This window comes from Caldanaerovirga acetigignens, assembly GCF_900142995.1.
In the GTDB taxonomy this organism is placed as follows: domain Bacteria; phylum Bacillota; class Thermosediminibacteria; order Thermosediminibacterales; family Thermosediminibacteraceae; genus Fervidicola; species Fervidicola acetigignens.
In genome coordinates, this window is the sequence record NZ_FRCR01000019.1 from 1 (window position 1) to 17,966 (window position 17,966).

Sequence of the window (17,966 nt, forward strand, 5' to 3'; positions counted from 1 at the left end):
AATACCACCGCATCGCTGCCCGAAGAGGTTCAAACCGGGCAGCAGTTGCGGTGGCCCACAGCATCCTGACTATAGTTTACCATATTCTCAAGCGAAAGCAACCTTATATTGAACTGGGCCCCAATTATTACGAAGAGAAAAGGCGCAACATGGTTATACGGCAGTCTTTGAAAAAGCTTGAATCTTTAGGTTTGAAGGTCACGGTCGAAACGGTAGCATCTTAGATTTTTAGGTTTTTGTCATTACGTCGATATAGATTTTTTTATCCTATATTTTTCCAGTTGGATATGGGCTTAGTTTTTATTGCCTTTTTTCGGAACATTATTTTCAGGATAGCGATTTAGATATAGTTATTAAATTTAGAGAAGGAAAGATAAAAACCTTATTTGATTTGATAAGACTGCAACAGGAATTGGAAAGCATTTTGAAAATTAAGGTTGATATAAATACCTATGATTCGCTTTCGCCTTTAATAAAAAAAGAGATTGAAAAAGAAATGCGGGTGATAATTTGAAACTAAAAGTTAAACCCGAAGACTTTGTAGTAAAAGAACTTGCCGACATAAAGTACTCATCGGACGGGCCATACCGCATATACCTCCTCGAAAAAAGGCACTGGAACACTATGGACGCCCTAAAATTTATTTCCCGGGAAAACCAAGTGCCTCTTTCAAAAATAGGCTCGGGCGGCAGGAAGGACCGCCACGCTCTGACGAGCCAATATATATCGGTTCCGAAAAAGTACGAGCTCAAGTTCGAAAGGCCCAACGTAAAGCTCACCTTCCTGGGATTTGCCGACGACTTTGTATCCCCGGCGATACTCGAGGGCAATTACTTCGAGATAACGCTGAGGAAACTAAAACCTGAAGAGGAGGAAAAAATAAAAGAAAGGCTTTCCGAAGTGGAAAAGTTCGGCTACCCCAACTTCTTCGATGACCAGAGGTTCGGAAGCGTGGAAAACCCGCAGGAATTTCTGGCAGAGAGGATAATAAAAAAGCACTATAACGGTGCCTTGAAACTTTACTTCACAGTAATTCATCCGGAGGACTCCAAAAAAGAAAAGGAAAGGAAGCGAGAAATAGATAGGCTCTGGGGGAACTGGGAAGCGATCCTTCCCCTTTGCAGGACTTCTGTCGAGAAGGAAATAATTAGAATTCTCATGGAAAATTCAAGTAAAGCGAGCCTTTTGGCTGCCCTGAACGCCATCCCGAAAGAGGAACTTTCCATGTTCTTTTCCGCCTACCAGAGCTTCCTGTGGAATCTGACTTTAAAGAAACTTTTGCCAAACTATGTTTCCGAGCTCTTCGAAGTAAAAGGCAAGATAATGGACTATTCCTTTTACAGGACCCTTCCCGATGAGAGCTTAAAATTCCTCAAGAAAATGGAGATACCCACGGTCTCGTCCAGGATTCCGGAATGCCTGCCGGAGGTTAAAAGGGCCATCGAGGAAGTCCTAGCGGAAAGAGGAGTAAAGCCTTCGGACTTCAACCTGAAGAAGATAAGGAAGTCTTTCTTTAAGTCCTTCATGAGACCTGCCATAGTTTTCCCGGAAGGACTTTACGCCAGCCCCTTCGAAGAAGACGACCTTTACCCGGGCTACAAAAAGGTCACGCTGAAGTTCACGCTTCCCCCGGGCTCCTTTGCGACAATGCTAATAAAGTCTCTGGTGAGCTAATTTTGGAATTTATGGAAAATTGGGATGTTTTATGGTATCATAAAAGCAATGCTATGAGATGGTAGCGTCAAATGAGAATAGATTCCCCGATATAATTAAATCTATTTTTATAATGCTGGAAGGATTGAAGGATTTATATAATGTATCTGAAGAGATTTTACATTCTGGGATGATTTTAGATCGATATTACATAGGAGCAAGGTATACCGATGGTTTTCCCGAAGGAACCCCATCGGAGTACTTTGATAAAAAAAACGGCAAAGGAAGCGCTTGATGCTGCGGGAGAAATCATTCGGTTACGCTGTGGAATTAAAATAATTTCAGGGGGGACTTATAGTGAAGATAAAAAAAGCCGTGATACCCGCCGCCGGCCTCGGCACCCGCTTTTTGCCGGCTACCAAGGCCCAGCCCAAGGAGATGCTGCCCATAGTGGACAAACCTACCATCCAGTACATAGTGGAAGAGGCTGTTGCTTCCGGCATAGAAGAGATCCTTATAATAACCGGAAGGAACAAGAGGGCCATCGAGGACCACTTCGACAAGTCCGTGGAACTGGAGCTGGAGCTTAAGAAAAAGGGAAATGGGGAGCTTTTAAAGGTGGTTGAGGACATATCCAACATGGTGGACATCCACTACGTCCGCCAAAAGGAGCCGAAGGGCCTCGGACATGCCATCTACTGCGCCAGGACCTTCGTCGGCAGCGAGCCCTTTGCCGTGATGCTAGGGGATGACGTGATGTGCTCCGAAAAGCCGGTGCTGAAGCAGATGATGGAAATATACGAGAGGTACAACTGCACCATACTGGGGGTTCAGCAGGTGAGAGAGGACGATGTGAGCAAGTACGGCATAGTGGACGGTGCCTTTATCGAAGATAGAATATACAAGGTGAATGACCTGGTGGAAAAGCCGAAAAAAGAAAAGGCTCCGTCGCGTATGGCAATTCTGGGAAGGTACATAATAACCCCGCGGATTTTCGAAATTTTGGAATACACAAAGCCGGGGGCCGGAGGCGAGATCCAGCTCACCGATGCGTTAAAGGAACTTTTGAGCTACGAGGTCATATACGCCTACGAATTCGAAGGAAAGAGGTACGATGTAGGGGACAAATTAGGCTACCTCATAGCTACCGTTGAGTTTGCCATGAAAAGGGACGACCTGAAGGAAGACTTCAAAAACTACCTCATCGACCTTGTCAAAGAAGACCTTCCCGGCTACCGCGAAGCCGCGACCGTAGATGGCAGGAGTTAAATTTTTATGAAAAGAGGGTAGTTACCGTGCAGGAGTTTGGAAAAGATTTTGATGTAAGGGTTTATAAAATTGATGAAACGGAAAAGGAGTGGATTATAAATTTCATAACCGAAGAATTGAAAAAGATAGAAGGAATAAGATTTGCGATTCTTCACGGCTCGTTTTTGTCAGATCTTCCTTTTCACGACATAGATGTGGCGGTATTTTACGATGATAATTTATCCGAACATAAACAAGGCGAATTGGATATTAAATTGAGCGTAGAACTCACAAACAAATTATCCATGCCCATCGACCTTCATGGGTTGAATAGAAGTTCAATTACCTTTTGCTACGAGGTCGTTAAGGGAAGGTTGCTTTTTGCTAGGGACATTGAAGAATTCTGGGAATTCAGAGAAGATGTTGCTATGAAATATATGGATTTTAAAGTATTCATAGAAGAGGGTTTAAAGGATTTATTAGAAATTTATTAGAAGAAGGGAAATATTTATGGAAAAAGAATTAAACCTTTCAAAAATAGCAAAAAAAATTGCTTAAGGAATATGCAAAAAGACAAGATGAGGTCTTTCTAAATAATAAGGAAGCAGTAATGGCTTCCAGATATTATTTTATTGTAATGATCGAAGCAGCTACAAATATAGCAAATCATATTTGTGCAAGATTGTTAAATAAAGTTCCTTCAACATATTCAGAAACTTTTTTACTCTTGGGCGAAAGTGGGTTAATAAAAAAGGAGTTAGCTATCAATTTGGCTCAAATGGCAAAATTCAGAAATCTACTGGTTCATAGTTATGGGGTAATAGATGATAGGCGAATGCTTAAAATTATGAGAGAAGATTTAGTGGATGTCGAGAACTTTCTAAGAAGTCTCGGGGAATTGATAAAATTGTGAAAGGCCGCTTTTATGCGGCCTTTCCTCATTCCTTCAGGATGTTTGCAATCATCGAGGCTGTGAGGTTTTGAAACTCCGGCGTCTTCATAAGCCCCAGGACCATAGGAAGCCAGGCAGAGCTTAATACGGCTGTGCTTCCTATGCCGTCCTTTTTGCCTGCACTTCTCAAAATTTCCCTGGCCTTTTCCACCACCTGAGCCATGCTCTCCACCGCCGACTTTGTGACCTCCAGCGAGCCAGAGACGTTTTCAAGGGCAAGGGATATCCTGCCGCTTGCCACTGCCTCTCTCAAAGCCTTCTTAAACATCGGCGGAAATTTCTCCATGGTAATTTCGGCATCTTTCTCCTTTGAACTTTTTCTTTCCCCGTCGAATTCCCTTACCTCTTCGTTTTTTCCCATTTCTTCCATCGGCCTTCATCCCTCCTTTATTGCCTTCTTCATCTTTATGATATGCTAATTCACCTGCGGTTGCCCCATTGAATAATGTAGTAATAGACCTTACGAAAGGGGGACTTTAAGTGATTCCGGCGCTTTTTTTATACTGCTCTTTTCTTGTCGTGGCGTTAAAAGCTTTAAGCGAAAAAGGCAAAAAAAAGCGATACAAGATAGTCGGCTTTAAACAGGGTGTGGGAATACTGCAGTCCCGGAATATTCTCGAAACTTACGGAATAAAGATTAAAAAGGAACTGCCGCTTGTAGATGCCTGCCTCTGTGAGGTGGAGCCGCATAATGCCAAAGTCCAGCAGCTTTCCGAAGACCCCTTCATCGAATACATCGAAGACGACTACGAAGCCGCCATTCAGGTTATGCCTTACGCCGTAAGCGTAAAGCCCAAAGGCCAGGAAATACCCTGGGGGGTCAAAAAAATCTCGGCCCTGCCGGTGTGGAAAGTATCAAAAGGGGATAAAGTCCGCGTAGGTGTGGTTGATACCGGCGTAGACCTTGACCACCCCGACTTGAAGGAAAATGTTAAAGAAGCTTGTGGCTTTTTGGACTGCAAAAACGTCATCGACGACAACGGCCACGGCACCCACGTGGCCGGGACCATTGCAGCACTGGACAACGACATAGGGGTGGTAGGAGTAGCGCCTAAAGTTGAAATATATTCGGCAAAAGCCTTCGACAAAAACGGGAAAAGCACCGTCTCCGGCATCGTGGAAGCCTTGAACTGGTGCCTTAAAAAAGAAGTCCAGGTGGTCAACATGAGCTTCGGCATCAAAAACAACAGCATAACCCTGCGGAGGGCGGTTAAGGCCCTGCACAAAAGCGGTGTCGTGCTGGTCGCGGCAGCGGGCAATGCAGGAGGAGAAAATTCGCTGCTTTATCCTGCCAAATACCCGGAGGTAATCGCCGTCGCTGCCTGCAGCCAGGACGGAAGGCCGGCAAACTTTACGAGCACAGGCCCGGAGGTAGATGTGACCGCACCCGGGGTCGACATCCTGTCCACCTACAAGGGTGGCCATTACAAGCTGATGAGCGGCACTTCCATGGCTGCGCCTCACGTGTCGGGGGCAGCGGCACTGCTTCTTTCGATTTACAAAATTACTTGCGAACAGGTAAAAGAAATTCTAAAGGACTCTGCCGAGGACCTGGGCCTTCCGAAAGAAAAGCAGGGGGCGGGCCTTATAGATGTCGAAAAGGCGGTAATGAGCATAAATAAATTCAGGAGGGGGAAAGATGAAGGAATTTGAGGAAATCAGGAAGGAAATAGAAAAATCCGGGAAGACTCCGGAAGAAATCGCGCGGATCTTTTCGTCCTTTGGCCTTACGCCTGAAAACCCCGAACTTGCAAGAAAGCTCTTAGAAGAAGCGGACCTTGAAGATTTAACTCCGGAAAAAATATCCGAGAAGCTAAAAAAAATCTCCGACAGCATCCCGCCGGAGCTAAAAAAACAAATGGCAGACCTTATTATGGAACTTTCGAATTACATCCCGGCAGGCCCCATGCCGGAGGATGTGAAAAAATTCATAGAAAGCTGGAAAAAAGCAGCCGAATAAGTTGGATTTTGCCCTGCAGGTGCGGGGCTTTTTATTTGCTTCCGGAAAAATTTTTCCAGCAAGGAGGAAAATTGTATATTTGTGTAGAATGAAGAATAATTATCGAGAGTAATTTGCGTACAAGCAATAAAGGGCCAAAAGCCCTTCAAACATAAGATCTGGTAGTAATTTCTACAGTCTGGGCGGTGAATGCAGTTGGGACGCAAAAAAAGACTGAAGGAAGAGCGGAAAATAGTATCGACAGAAAAAGCCGTTTTCCGGGATAAAACGCTAAGTGACTGGAACATCCTGTCTTACATAATATATGCAGGGTTCCTAATACTTCTCTTTTATCCCCCTTATTTCAGGGGATTGTTTTTCGAAAGAGAACTTCTACCTACCCATATATACAGCGGTATTCTCTTTTTGCTTTGGATAGTGTATAAAAGCACAAACCTAAAAGAAAACGAATTCTTCAGGTCGCCCGTGGATTACGCCGCTTTAGCCCTAGTGGGGGCGTATTTCATCTCATTATTTGTTTCAGTAAACCTTCGCTATGCTGTTGGCGAGCTATTGAAATATATAAACTACTTTATCGTCTACTACCTAGTTTCGGACATAGTCAGGAGCGAAAGGGATAAAAGGATCATCCTCTGGACTATGGTGCTTTCCGCTGCAGGTGTCGCCTTCGCAGGCATTGGTTCGGCGGCAGGCACTGTAAACTACCCCGGAGCCTTCGTTGGTGGCAGGATAAATTCAACTCTGCAGTATCCTAATACCCTCGCCGCATACCTCACTGCTGCACTAATGCTGGGGTTGGGACTCCAGGTTACTTCTGAAAAGCTGTGGCAAAAAACTGTCCTTGCGGCGGTAAACTACACCCTTTTTCTGGCATTTATCTTTGCGCTTTCCAGGGCCGCCTGGCTGATGTTCCCGGTGTTTTATCTTATTCTGATTGTTGGCATACCCGGATCGTATAAAATGAAAGTCATTGGGTATTCACTGCAAACCTTCGCTGCAGGAATTTTCGCATCTCCGGGTTTTGATTCGGGGATAACCGGAGGGGAAACTGGCAAAGTCTGGCTCTGGTACCTGGCGGGATTCATCGTCGCCATAGTAGTATTTTATATTTTCGAAAAGCTTAGCGAGCGAGTTACCGTTAAAGTAAGACCTTTTACATTGCTTTCTATTTTCGTAATTCTTACGATAATAGCGGGTACCGCTGCGTATATAGCTCTTACAACAGAAAAACCCCTTACCCTGGCCCATGGTCCTGACGAGCCTGAAAGTTGGAAAGCCTCATGGTATACCGTGGGTAACGTAAAGCCAGATACCGAATACGTCCTAAAAGTCACAGTAACGACAAGGCCCGGACTGGAACAAGACAAATGGGGCGGGGCTGTCCTGATAAAGAGTGTCGATAAGAACAATAAAGAAACCGATATCAAAAGTGAATTTTTCAATAAAGCTCTGGACCATCAATTGATGGAAATTCCATTTAAATCGCTAAAAGACACTGCAAAGCTTCGCATAGGTTTCGCCAACAACTTCCCCGGCACTTCCGCCACTTTTAGCAACGCAGAAATTTTTGAAGCAAATGACAAAGCCGCAGGCCGTAGAATAATCCTGGCATACAAGTACATCCCTGAGGCTGTTGCGCAGAGACTATCAAGCATAAGCTTCGGAGAATTCAGCTTTCAGGGCAGGCTCAGCTTTTACCGGGATGCATTGAAAATAATAAAGGAACATCCGTTACTCGGCATAGGCGGAGGCGGCTGGAAGTCCGCGTATTTTGCATACCAGTCGTACCGCTACTTTACCACAGAAGTGCACAGCTTCTTCCTTCAGCTCATGGTGGAAACAGGCATAATCGGTCTTATCGCCTTCCTGGCCATACCGGTGTTGATTATCAGGAATTTAGTTATAAATAAAGCGGACGACCCGGCACGCAGTGCTGTCACTTGGGCTGTCCTTTCCTCCGCTACAGCGATCCTGGGGCACAGCGCCGTAGATTTCAACCTTTCTCTTGCAGCCGTTGCGATATACCTGTGGGCTCTTTTTGGCCTTGCAGCAGCGGACGGTATGACGGCCACCCAAACGGCGAAAAGAAGAAAGCCCGCCACAGGATCTTACGCGGTATTGGTCGTAGGTGGAATCACACTCCTTTTCATCGTGGGCTCGGGGATGCTTTACAGCGGTTACTCTTACGGCCAGAAGGCCGTTCAGGCTCTCCAGCGCGGCGATATAGCGGGGGCTATGGAAGCCTTTGAAAAGGCTTCGAAGTACGATCCCCTTACTGCCTCTTTCAAAGCCGACCTTTCCCAGATTTACGATATAATAGCCGAGCAAGGGAAAAACAAAGAGCTCAAAGATAAAGCCGTAAAACTAAGAGAAGAAGCCGCCGCTATGGAGCCTTATAACGCAAAGCTGAAAAGTTTGCTTGCCGAAATCTACCTTAGAGAAGGCAGGCTGGAAGAGGGTCTATCCCTGTTGGAGGAGGCGGCAAGGCTTAATCCATATAACATAAGTGTGTGGGAAACTCTGGCGGAAGGATACGAAAAAGTAGCGGAAGTATATATAGCGAAAAACCAAGCTGACAGGGCAAAAGAGCTCTTTGGAAAATGTGTTGATATTCCATCGAAGATAATTGAACTTAACCGGAAATCGCCCCAGAGCGATCCAGGCGTAGTAAAACTTGCAGCTACAAAAAATCTAATGCTATACCTCACAAAGGCGGAAAAACTTTCAGAAAGCCCGAACCGCGAAACCGTAAAGAAGTTAGAGGATCTAGTCTTTGCGGCAGACTTCAGCATCGACCTCAACGAAGACGGGCGGCCTGACCTGTGGGATGTGTGGGGCGAAGGCGAGATAAAGATTGATCCAGACAGATTCGCAAGCATAAAGCCTGCAGGAGAATCGGACGTTACCTTATATCTGGCGGAAGGTATAAATCTTGAACCTAATGAGCCTTACGAGGTTGAGCTGGAAGCAGACGTTCTCGAGGGAGGATATAAAATAGATGTAATCGCTGACAATAAAGAAGTATTTAGTTTGGCGGCTGATAAAGGAGAATTTGTTACGCCGAATGATATAGAAGGAAAAGACACGAGGATTAGAGTATTTGTAAATCCCAAAAGCGATGTGTATTTGAGAGGGTTTTTACTGTATAAAAAATAAATTTTCACCAACATAAGACAAGAAAAGAAAAAGCATACAAGAAAGAAAGGATAAGGAAAATGTGGCAGCGCATAAAAGAAATATACGCTTACAGAGAAATGCTAAAAAATTTGGTATCAAAAGAACTAAGGGCAAGGTACAAAGGCTCAATTTTGGGGTTTTTTTGGACCTTTTTTAACCCCCTCTTGATGCTTATTGTCTATAGCTTTGTTTTCTCTTTTGTAATGAGATCGGGAATTAAAAATTACTCCATGTTTCTATTTGTGGCTCTGCTGCCCTGGAATTATCTTTCTAGTTCCATCCTACAGGGGGCGGCCAGTCTTGTCCAGAATGCTTCTTTGATAAAAAAAGTGTATTTTCCAAGGGAAGTGCTGCCTCTTTCAGTTGTGCTAGCAAATCTAATAAATTACCTTTTAAGCCTGCTGATACTTATACCTGCCCTTTTGCTCTTTAAAATTCGGCTGACGTGGGCCCTTTTAGCCTTTCCTTTAGTACTTTTAGTTGAAACTATCCTTGTAGCTTCCCTTACACTCTTGGTTTCGGTAGGCAATGTTTATTTCAGGGACTTAGAGCATATAACCGGAGTCTTCATGACTGCATGGTTTTTCCTTACTCCGGTGGTCTACTCGGCCGAAACGGTGCCTCCTAATGCAAAGAAGTTTTTCGCAATAAATCCTGCAGCACACATTATTGAAGCCTACCGAGACATATTCTATGAAGGTATATGGCCTGATTGGAAGGCCCTTTTATACGTTGGCTTGGGCTGCTTGATTTTATTTTGGTTAAGCCTCTTGGCATTCCAGCGATGGCAGAAGGATATAGCAGAAGAAATATAAATGAAAACGGAGGAAGGGTTTAGGTTGGTACAGGAAATATCCAACGAAATAGCTATAGAAGTTAAAGATGTATGGAAAAAATTCCGACTATATCATGAAAAAACTTATAGCTTGAAAGAAAGGATTATATTCTGGGGACGAAGTAAGACCGAGGATTTCTGGGCTTTAAAAGGTATAAACCTAACCATCCCTAAGGGTAGTACAGTAGGGCTTATAGGCCGCAATGGCTCAGGGAAGAGCACCTTGCTTAAGATAATAAGCCGCATCCTTTACCCAACCCGCGGTGAAGTGAAAATAAACGGCAGGGTTTCAACTCTCCTGGAACTGGGGGCAGGCTTTCACCCGGACTTCACCGGGCGGGAGAATATCTTTCTCAATGCCTCCATCCTGGGCCTGACCAGGAAAGAGATAAAGGAGCGCCTCGACGACATCATCGCTTTCGCGGAGCTCGGCGATTTCATCGATAACCCCGTGCGTAACTATTCTTCAGGTATGTACATGCGGCTGGGCTTCGCTGTAGCTGTGCACGTGGATCCGGAAATTCTTCTTATCGATGAGGTCTTGGCTGTGGGAGACCTTGCCTTCCAGGGAAAATGCCTGGCAAAGATAAAGGAACTACAGAAAAAGGGGACTACCATCATCCTTGTATCTCACGCACCTAAGCAGGTAGAAGAACTATGCCACTTCGCTGTATGGCTGGACAGGGGAGAAATAAAGATGCAAGGGGAAGCTAAAGAAGTGACTAAGGCATACAAGGAGTTTGTAGTGGCGAGCTAATAAAAGAGGTGAACTCATTGAAGCTTCGCGGTGCAATTATATTAGCTGCAGTAGATTGGAATTTCCTGCGGCAGCGGGTGCATCATTTAGCTACCGGTCTGGCACAGGCAGGACTTAAAGTTTTATTCGTGGAAAATACTGCCGTGAGGTCTCCGCGTTTTACAGATCTGCCCCGGATTTTTAGGCGGCTGGAGACAGCCATTATCCGCCCAATACATAGTGATGGAGAACCGCTGCCAGCAAACTTAACAATTTACTCACCTTTGGCCGCGCCCTGGCCTTACAATAAAGTGGCAGTAGCCTGGAATTACTCTCTTTTGAACCAGCGGGTAAAGAAGTTTTTAGAAGAAGAGAAACTAAAGCCAGAGGAAGTGTTGTTGTTTACATACCTCGCTACTCCGTTGGCTTTACGTTTGATAGAATCCTATCCTTGGGTGAGTGTAGTGTACGATGTGGTAAGTGACCCTAAGCAGGTAGAACCGAGACTAGCCCCTTTCGAAGAAAAACTTTTGCAGCGGGCTAATGTGACGCTTTTCGCTTCCGCGACGCTTCTTGAGCAATACAGGGACCATACTAAAAACCCGGTTCTGTTCCGCGACGGTTTTAACACAGAACTTCTGGAAGCTAAGGTGGAAACACCTCCAGAGGTGGCCAGGCTACCACGACCACGACTTTTATATATAGGAGGCATTAATCGAAAGCTGTGGGTCGAAGCAATAAAAGCGCTGTGCGAAGCGGTTCCCCATGGATCAGTCATTCTTATGGGACCAGTGGCTCACGGTGAGGTAGTGCTACCAAAGTTGCCTAATCTTTATCTGTTACCTCTTCGCCGTAAATATATTGAACTGGCTGGAGTTTTGCGAACTGCTGATGTAGGGCTCATCCCTTATCGACCTGACCATTACGCTGGTAATATGCATCCATCCAAGCTTAATGAGTATCTCGTATTTGGTCTTCCAGTAGTGGCCACAGCTACGCAGGAACTAGAAAGACTGGCTCAAGAATTCCCTGTTAAACTTTTTTACTTTGGTAGGACGCCAACAGAATTCGCAGAGGCTGGGCTCCTTGCTTTGGCTAAAAATATTAATTTACAAGAAGGTAAAATACAAATTCTAACTACCCAGTTTAGATGGAGAGAACGTGTTAGAGATTTTTTAAGACTTTGCGAGAATAATTAAAAAGCCATTCCTTTTTACGCAAAAAGTATGGCAAAAGTGCAATGATAACATTTTATAAGGAGAAGGATGGGTATGCATTTGAAAGAGTTTACTTATCAATCTGATAGTGGACTTTACGTTCCACCCTCAGGAGTACCTGAGTTCACGTATTCAGACGGTAGCGAGATAGAAGATTACATTTTATGGGCTGTCTCAAATGCGAAGGACAAAAGTTCTTTGTCTGAAGAGCTTCGGAGTTGGATAAAAGACTGGCCTACAAGATACCATTTGAGTCCCTCCCGTGCAAACTTACTTAGGCCGTTTTCGTTTTTAAATAAATCTGCTAAAGTCTTAGAGGTTGGATCTGGATGTGGAGCTATCACACGCTACTTGGGAGAAGTGTGCGGACAAGTTGACGCAATCGAGGGAAGTTATCGCAGAGCAAAGATTACACGTGAACGATGCTCAGATTTGCATAATGTTAACGTTTATGTAGCTAATGTTTTTGATGTATCCTTTGAAAAAGAATATGATATTGTCTCTATTATAGGAGTTTTAGAATATGCCCCGACATTTTGTCCCGAAGAAGTATCGACAGAAGAGTGTTGTGCTAAATTGTTAAAGTGTATAACCCAAGCTTTGAAGGATGATGGCATATTAATATTAGCCATCGAAAATAAGTTGGGTCTAAAATACTGGACAGGTGCTAAGGAAGATCATTCAGGTAGATCCTTTGATGGATTATACGACTATCCCCATTTTCCTGGTTTACCTTTAAGGCCAGTAACCTTCTCAAAAAACGAGCTTTACCAGTTACTTTTGTCAGTGGGTTTCAAATCGGTACAGTTTTATTACCCTTTTCCCGATTATAAGCTGCCGAATACTCTTATTAGGGACAGCGAAGAACTTAAACGAGGTGAACTTTTCCTTCATAATTGGATCGTTACACCTTTTGAAGATTATAGCGGATATCGAGAGTATCTATTACATGAGGGCTTAACGTTGAAAAGTTTGCATAAAGCGGGATTACTAGGAGATTTTGCCAATTCGTTCTTAGTTTTAACAAGCCGGGGAGATCTTTCTCATCTTATAGACGAAACATGGATTGCAAAAAGATTTTCTGTGGAAAGAAAGCCGTGTTATGCAACAGTAACGACACTTTACTGTATACCAGAGTTAAAGGTGGTTAAAAACCAAATATGCTCTGATATTTACATTCCGCAAGGTGGTCTATTGTCTCTTAAAGAAAATGTAGAGCAATGGTATCCTGGTGACCTACTTATTTACGAGCTTTATAAAGCCGTGTTGGATAAAGAGGATCCGGAGTTGCGTCTTAAAAACTTAACAATCTCTTTGAACGATTACCTGATCCAAAACTATGGTACCCAATTGTGTGATGCTCAAGGTTATCCTTTACTTCATGGGCGGGCCTTTGACGTAGTTCCGTGGAACATTATCGTATCTGGAGAACGTTGGGTAGAAATTGATAGAGAATGGGAATACCAGGGAATGCTCCCAGCTGACTTTGTTCTTTATAGGGGCCTTTATTACTTCTTAACCTCTCAACAACCCTATCTTGCTCAAAACAATAACATAAAGCTCAAAGAACCAGATGCGTTGGTAATATCTTTAATTAGAGATGTATATCCAAACTATGATGAAGAGCGTCATATGAAAAACAAAGTTTGGGAGGGACAACTGCAAGATTTTGTTATTGCATTACCTTTCGAAGTAAGAATTAAGCAGTTCCAGTTACAAATAGAAAGTGAACAAATCGAAAAGCAAAAGGTTTTGAATGAAAGAGATCACTTTAAGGCCCAAATAGTGGAAAAAGAGCAGCGCATTTTAGAATTGGAACAAAGCTTCGCGGATTTATCAAGCCGTGTATCTATAAAAGAAAAAAAATTTCTCCACGAGAAGGAGCGTTTAGAAACCCAAGTAGCCGAAAAGGAGCGGATAACCGCGCATCTGGAACAAAGCATCAATGAACTAAAAAAGCAATTGATAGAAAAGGATAATAATCTACTCATGATGCGCAATTCGCTTGGGTGGTTTCTTATTGAGCGGTATAGGAGGTTTGCAGACAAAATATTCCCACCGGGAACGAAGCGACGGGCAATATATGAATTGTGGCAAAAAGCTTTAAAAACCACCATTACGAGTGGGCCAGTAGAACTTTATAAGAAAACCAAAAATTGGTTTATCATCAAAAATAAACAAAGGAACGTAGCGAAATTGAAAAAAGTAGAAATAAATTCTGAGGAGTCTATACATGCCAGCGGTGGTTTATATGAGGAAGCATATAAACACATGCTTTCTGTGGCAAAAAAAGAAAGATCTAAGGATTATGTCCCCATACAAGAACACGATATATCACCTTCAGACATTCCTGTTCGATTAATTGCCTTTTATTTACCGCAGTTTCATCCGATTCCAGAGAACGATGAATGGTGGGGTAAGGGATTTACCGAATGGACTAATGTCTCTAAAGCCGTTCCGCAGTTTATCGGCCATTACCAACCCCATCTGCCCGGCGAACTGGGTTTTTACGACCTGCGTGTCCCTGAAGTTCAGCGACGTCAAGTTGAACTAGCTAAAAAATATGGCATTTACGGTTTCTGCTTCTATTACTACTGGTTCAACGGCAAACGCCTGCTATGGCGTCCTATTGAGCAATTTATTTCTGACTCTGAAATAGATTTTCCGTTTTGCCTATGCTGGGCAAACGAAAACTGGACTAGGCGCTGGGACGGCTTGGACAATGAAATATTAATCGCCCAAGTACACTCTGAGGAAAGTGATTTTGCATTTATTCGGGATATCGAACCTATTCTTCGTCACAAACGATATATTCGAATTAATGGACGACCATTGCTTATTGTGTATCGACCTCAGCTTATGCCTAATCCGGCAGCAACAGCAAAGCGATGGAAAGAGTATTGCCGAGAGGCTGGCATCGGAGATTTATACCTTGTAGCAGCTCAGACATTTGGTTTTTATGATCCACGAGAAGTTGGTTTTGATGCTGCGGTAGAGTTTCCTCCTCATAATGTTAACATTCCGGAAATCAATCACACGGTTCAGCTTTTGAATCCAAACTTTTCTGGTAAGATCTACCGTTATACAGACGTCGTAGAATATGTGTCGAACCGCCCTAGACCACCGTACCAGCTCTTCAAAACAGTATTTCCATCCTGGGATAATGAACCACGACGACCAGGACGCGGTCATATCTTTGCCTTTTCATCACCCGAGGCCTATAAAGATTGGTTAACACAGGCTTGCCTCTTTGCTTTGGAAGATCCAGATCCAGAGAAGCATATAGTATTCATCAATGCATGGAACGAGTGGGGAGAAGGAGCACACTTGGAGCCTGACAGGCGCTTTGGTTACGCTTATTTGCAAGCGACTGCAGATGTGCTTGAACAGCTTTCATCTTCAAAGCCTAGTGTGTTTATTGATCATTCGATCTTAAAAGATTTAGGTTCAGTCCCTGCAACCTCAGAAGTAGCAGTTATATTGCATTTGTATTATTTAGATCTCTGGGAAGAAATATCTACCTACTTGGGCAACATTAAAACATCTTTCGACTTATATATCTCTATTCCTTGGAACGCCCCGCCTCATTTTGAAAGGATAATATGTAGTAAATTCCCACAAACAATCGTCCTTAGGACAAAAAATCGAGGGAGAGACATTGCGCCATTTATAGAACTATTGGACTTAGTAATCAAAAGAAATTATCATGTTGCACTGAAAATACATAGCAAAAAATCCTTAGTAAGAAGAGAAGGTGATCTTTGGAAGGTTGAAGGTGAACAATGGAGAAAAGATATGCTTATAAAACTGTTAGGAGATTCGGAAAAAATCATGAGGATCATAAGGCGTCTTAACGGAGAGGAAAGAATTGGGCTTATCGCTCCAAAAAATTACATAGTTCCGCTCGCATCTTATTTAGGAGAAAATAATATGTACTTAGAAAAACTGACTCGTCGATTGGAGATCATGATAGATTATAATGCTCCATTTAGTGCCGGTACTATGTTTTGGTTCAAACCACAAGCCCTCGTCGATCTGTTGAAGCTGGAGTTGGATTACACAATGTTTGAGCCAGAAGCTGGGCAGGTAGATGGTACATTAGCACATGCTATAGAGAGATTAATAGGGCAAATTATTTTAGCAAAAGGATATAAGTTAGTTAGTGATGATGAAATATAGTCATACATATTTTACGACAAGGTTGTTCACCAAACAATGGCATATAGGAGAATAAAAATTATGGGAAGAAGTTCTATGTTCACAAAGGCTATGTGGATAATCTATCACCAGGGACCCGTGGAATTGATAAGGAGGATCTGGCGTTACCTTGGGAAATATGGGTTAAGAGGCATTTGGGCTTATAGTTCCCGAACACATAACTATAACCTGTGGCTTCGTATAGAAGCAAAGAGAATTGAAAGGTTACTGATGGCTGCTTCAGAGGATATTGCAAGGTTTCAATATAATCCCGTAATTAGTATTGTTATGCCTGTTCGAAATACTGATTTAACTTATCTTAAACGTTCCATTAGCTCAGTTTGTAACCAAGTTTATCCATACTGGGAACTATGTATAGTTAACGACGGTTCTGACAAATGGGAGGTAACAGAAGTTTTAGAAAGTTTTCGGGCAAAAGATAAACGAATAAAAGTAGTTAATTTACCACAATCCAAGGGAATCGTGGGGGCTACCAACGCGGCTCTCTCTATAGCTACCGGTGAATTTATCGGTTTTTTAGACCATGACGATGAACTTGCGCCGCATGCATTATTACAAGTAGTTCGCTGCCTAAATAAACAACCAGAGTTGGATGTAATATATTCCGATGAGGACCGTATAATTGGCGATAGGCGATGTGAGCCGTTTTTCAAGCCAGACTGGTCACCGGACCTAATGCTCTCGATGAACTATATCGGGCACTTTTTAGTAATTAGACGTAAATTGATTGAAAAATTAGGAGGGCTACGACCAGAAGCTGAGGGAAGTCAGGACTATGATCTTGTTCTCAGGGTCACTGAAAAAACAAATAGGATAGCGCATATTCCCGAAATTCTTTATCACTGGCGTATTACTCCTGGTTCCGTAACAAACCGACCCGAAAGCAAGGCACGCGCTTTTGAAGCAGCCCAAAAGGCACTCGCATCTGCTTTAGAAAGGCGAAGGATACAGGGACAAGTCGTGCAAATCGGCGAAGGTCGCTATCGGATAAAGTATATAGTGCAGGGAACCCCCCGGATTAGTATAATTATTCCTACCAAAGACAAAGCACATTTGCTGCAGCGCTGTGTGGCTACAATTCAGGAACGAAGCAGCTATAAGAACTACGAATTGATAATCGTTGATAACCATAGTAAAGACCAAGCTACGATGGATTACCTTACTTTTATTCAGCAAAGAGGTATTTGTAAGGTGATTTCTTTCAGCGAACCATTTAATTATGCAAAGATAAATAACTTTGCTGTACAACAAGCAGAGGGAGAATACCTCGTATTCCTCAATAACGATACTGAAGTAATCTCGCCTGATTGGTTAGAGGAACTCTTGAGCTATGCGCAACAAAAACGTATAGGAGCCGTAGGTGCCAAATTGCTTTTCCCCAATAACACAATACAGCACGCTGGGGTTATTATAGGTTTAGGTGGGGTAGCGGGGCATGCCTTTTACAGTCTTCCGGCGTCGGACCCAGGTTATATGGGTCTTGCTGATGTGACACGCAATTGTGCTGCGGTCACTGGAGCGTGTATGATGTTGCGGCGTATCGTTTTCGAAGAAGTTGGTGGCTTCGACGAAGAACTAGATGTAGCCTATAACGACGTAGACCTTTGCTTACGGATAATCCAGCATGGATGCTACATCGTTTGGACGCCGCATGCAGTGCTTTACCACCATGAATCGGCTTCGCGAGGTTATTACCAGCCGGAGCGTAACATTCGCTACTTTTGCGAGAAGTGGCGTGATTTTCTCGATCGGGGTGATCCTTTCTACAATCCGAACCTGGCGCTGGATAGGACTGATTTTATGGTGAAAGTTTAAACTTACTGCTTAAGGCTGAAAGTTATAGATATCGCAAGGTAGCATTGCCAGAAAATATTATGTTTTAGAGGCCATAGGCCTGGATAATATAGCGCTCAGCATTGATATGGCTGCTCTTATCCTCTTCTAGCGGGAGATACTACCCCGTCATCCTG

15 protein-coding genes and 1 pseudogene are annotated in these 17,966 nt (G+C 43.5%); 15 read left to right on the top strand and 1 reads right to left on the bottom strand.

Features of this window, described 5'->3' with window-relative positions; all coding sequences use genetic code 11:
* The 7 genes and pseudogenes from BUB66_RS10855 to hepT form a co-directional block, all read left to right on the top strand.
* Positions 1 to 224: pseudogene (locus BUB66_RS10855) on the top strand (IS110 family RNA-guided transposase); the annotation flags it as partial.
* A gap of 149 nt (positions 225 to 373) precedes the next feature.
* A complete protein-coding gene (locus BUB66_RS12785) occupies positions 374 to 514 on the top strand; it encodes a hypothetical protein (RefSeq protein WP_244269845.1) in 141 nt (46 codons plus the stop codon).
* Positions 511 to 1,674 carry a tRNA pseudouridine(13) synthase TruD gene (truD, locus tag BUB66_RS10865; RefSeq protein ID WP_073258419.1) on the top strand — a complete coding sequence of 388 codons (1,164 nt, stop codon included), beginning with the start codon at positions 511 to 513 and terminating at the stop codon, positions 1,672 to 1,674. Before BUB66_RS12785 ends, truD begins: the two co-directional genes overlap by 4 nt.
* 58 nt (positions 1,675 to 1,732) lie before the next feature.
* Positions 1,733 to 1,948, top strand: a complete 216-nt coding sequence (locus tag BUB66_RS10870) for a HEPN domain-containing protein (RefSeq protein ID WP_073258421.1) — start codon at positions 1,733 to 1,735, stop codon at positions 1,946 to 1,948.
* Positions 1,949 to 2,010: 62 nt separating this feature from the next.
* Entirely contained in the window at positions 2,011 to 2,922 is a 912-nt protein-coding gene (galU, locus tag BUB66_RS10875; protein WP_073258423.1) for a UTP--glucose-1-phosphate uridylyltransferase GalU, read from the top strand.
* Positions 2,923 to 2,948: 26 nt separating this feature from the next.
* Positions 2,949 to 3,395 (top strand): nucleotidyltransferase domain-containing protein, encoded by a 447-nt coding sequence (locus BUB66_RS10880; RefSeq protein ID WP_073258425.1) that lies wholly within the window; start codon positions 2,949 to 2,951, stop codon positions 3,393 to 3,395.
* Positions 3,396 to 3,451: 56 nt separating this feature from the next.
* A complete protein-coding gene (gene hepT / locus BUB66_RS10885) occupies positions 3,452 to 3,814 on the top strand; it encodes a type VII toxin-antitoxin system HepT family RNase toxin (protein WP_073258427.1) in 363 nt (120 codons plus the stop codon).
* Between the two features lie 25 nt (positions 3,815 to 3,839).
* Here the strand turns inward: hepT and BUB66_RS10890 are convergent, their stop codons facing one another.
* Positions 3,840 to 4,223 (bottom strand): hypothetical protein, encoded by a 384-nt coding sequence (locus BUB66_RS10890; RefSeq protein WP_073258429.1) that lies wholly within the window; start codon positions 4,221 to 4,223, stop codon positions 3,840 to 3,842.
* A 110-nt stretch (positions 4,224 to 4,333) separates the two neighbouring features.
* Here BUB66_RS10890 and BUB66_RS10895 point away from each other — a divergent pair, with 110 nt between their 5' ends.
* From BUB66_RS10895 to BUB66_RS10930, 8 genes are all read left to right on the top strand, one after another.
* On the top strand, positions 4,334 to 5,506 hold the full coding sequence (locus tag BUB66_RS10895; protein ID WP_084099011.1) for a S8 family peptidase: 1,173 nt from the start codon (positions 4,334 to 4,336) through the stop codon (positions 5,504 to 5,506).
* Complete coding sequence (locus BUB66_RS10900) at positions 5,493 to 5,813, top strand: hypothetical protein (RefSeq protein ID WP_073258431.1); 321 nt, start codon at positions 5,493 to 5,495, stop codon at positions 5,811 to 5,813. The genes BUB66_RS10895 and BUB66_RS10900 overlap by 14 nt, the downstream gene beginning before the upstream one ends.
* A 189-nt stretch (positions 5,814 to 6,002) precedes the next feature.
* Positions 6,003 to 8,969, top strand: a complete 2,967-nt coding sequence (locus tag BUB66_RS10905; protein ID WP_084099013.1) for an O-antigen ligase family protein — start codon at positions 6,003 to 6,005, stop codon at positions 8,967 to 8,969.
* 98 nt (positions 8,970 to 9,067) lie between these two features.
* Positions 9,068 to 9,805 carry an ABC transporter permease gene (locus BUB66_RS10910; protein WP_244269843.1) on the top strand — a complete coding sequence of 246 codons (738 nt, stop codon included), beginning with the start codon at positions 9,068 to 9,070 and terminating at the stop codon, positions 9,803 to 9,805.
* Entirely contained in the window at positions 9,806 to 10,582 is a 777-nt protein-coding gene (locus BUB66_RS10915; RefSeq protein ID WP_073258438.1) for an ABC transporter ATP-binding protein, read from the top strand. It abuts the gene before it with no gap.
* Positions 10,583 to 10,845: 263 nt separating this feature from the next.
* Entirely contained in the window at positions 10,846 to 11,760 is a 915-nt protein-coding gene (locus tag BUB66_RS10920; protein WP_143156276.1) for a glycosyltransferase family protein, read from the top strand.
* Between the two features lie 72 nt (positions 11,761 to 11,832).
* A complete protein-coding gene (locus tag BUB66_RS10925; protein WP_073258442.1) occupies positions 11,833 to 15,957 on the top strand; it encodes a glycoside hydrolase family 99-like domain-containing protein in 4,125 nt (1,374 codons plus the stop codon).
* Between the two features lie 117 nt (positions 15,958 to 16,074).
* Positions 16,075 to 17,811, top strand: a complete 1,737-nt coding sequence (locus BUB66_RS10930; RefSeq protein WP_206744213.1) for a glycosyltransferase family 2 protein — start codon at positions 16,075 to 16,077, stop codon at positions 17,809 to 17,811.
* Positions 17,812 to 17,966: the final 155 nt, after the last annotated feature.

What these genes read in the sequence shown, in the direction of transcription:
- BUB66_RS10870 (WP_073258421.1), top strand. Translation starts at nt 1,733, where the DNA reads ATGGTAGCGTCAAATGAGAATAGATTCCCCGATATAATTAAATCTATT.
- BUB66_RS10890 (WP_073258429.1), bottom strand. Translation starts at nt 4,223, where the DNA reads ATGGAAGAAATGGGAAAAAACGAAGAGGTAAGGGAATTCGACGGGGAA.
- BUB66_RS10900 (WP_073258431.1), top strand. Translation starts at nt 5,493, where the DNA reads ATGAAGGAATTTGAGGAAATCAGGAAGGAAATAGAAAAATCCGGGAAG.
- BUB66_RS10905 (WP_084099013.1), top strand. Translation starts at nt 6,003, where the DNA reads ATGCAGTTGGGACGCAAAAAAAGACTGAAGGAAGAGCGGAAAATAGTA.
- BUB66_RS10910 (WP_244269843.1), top strand. Translation starts at nt 9,068, where the DNA reads ATGCTAAAAAATTTGGTATCAAAAGAACTAAGGGCAAGGTACAAAGGC.
- BUB66_RS10915 (WP_073258438.1), top strand. Translation starts at nt 9,806, where the DNA reads ATGAAAACGGAGGAAGGGTTTAGGTTGGTACAGGAAATATCCAACGAA.
- BUB66_RS10925 (WP_073258442.1), top strand. Translation starts at nt 11,833, where the DNA reads ATGCATTTGAAAGAGTTTACTTATCAATCTGATAGTGGACTTTACGTT.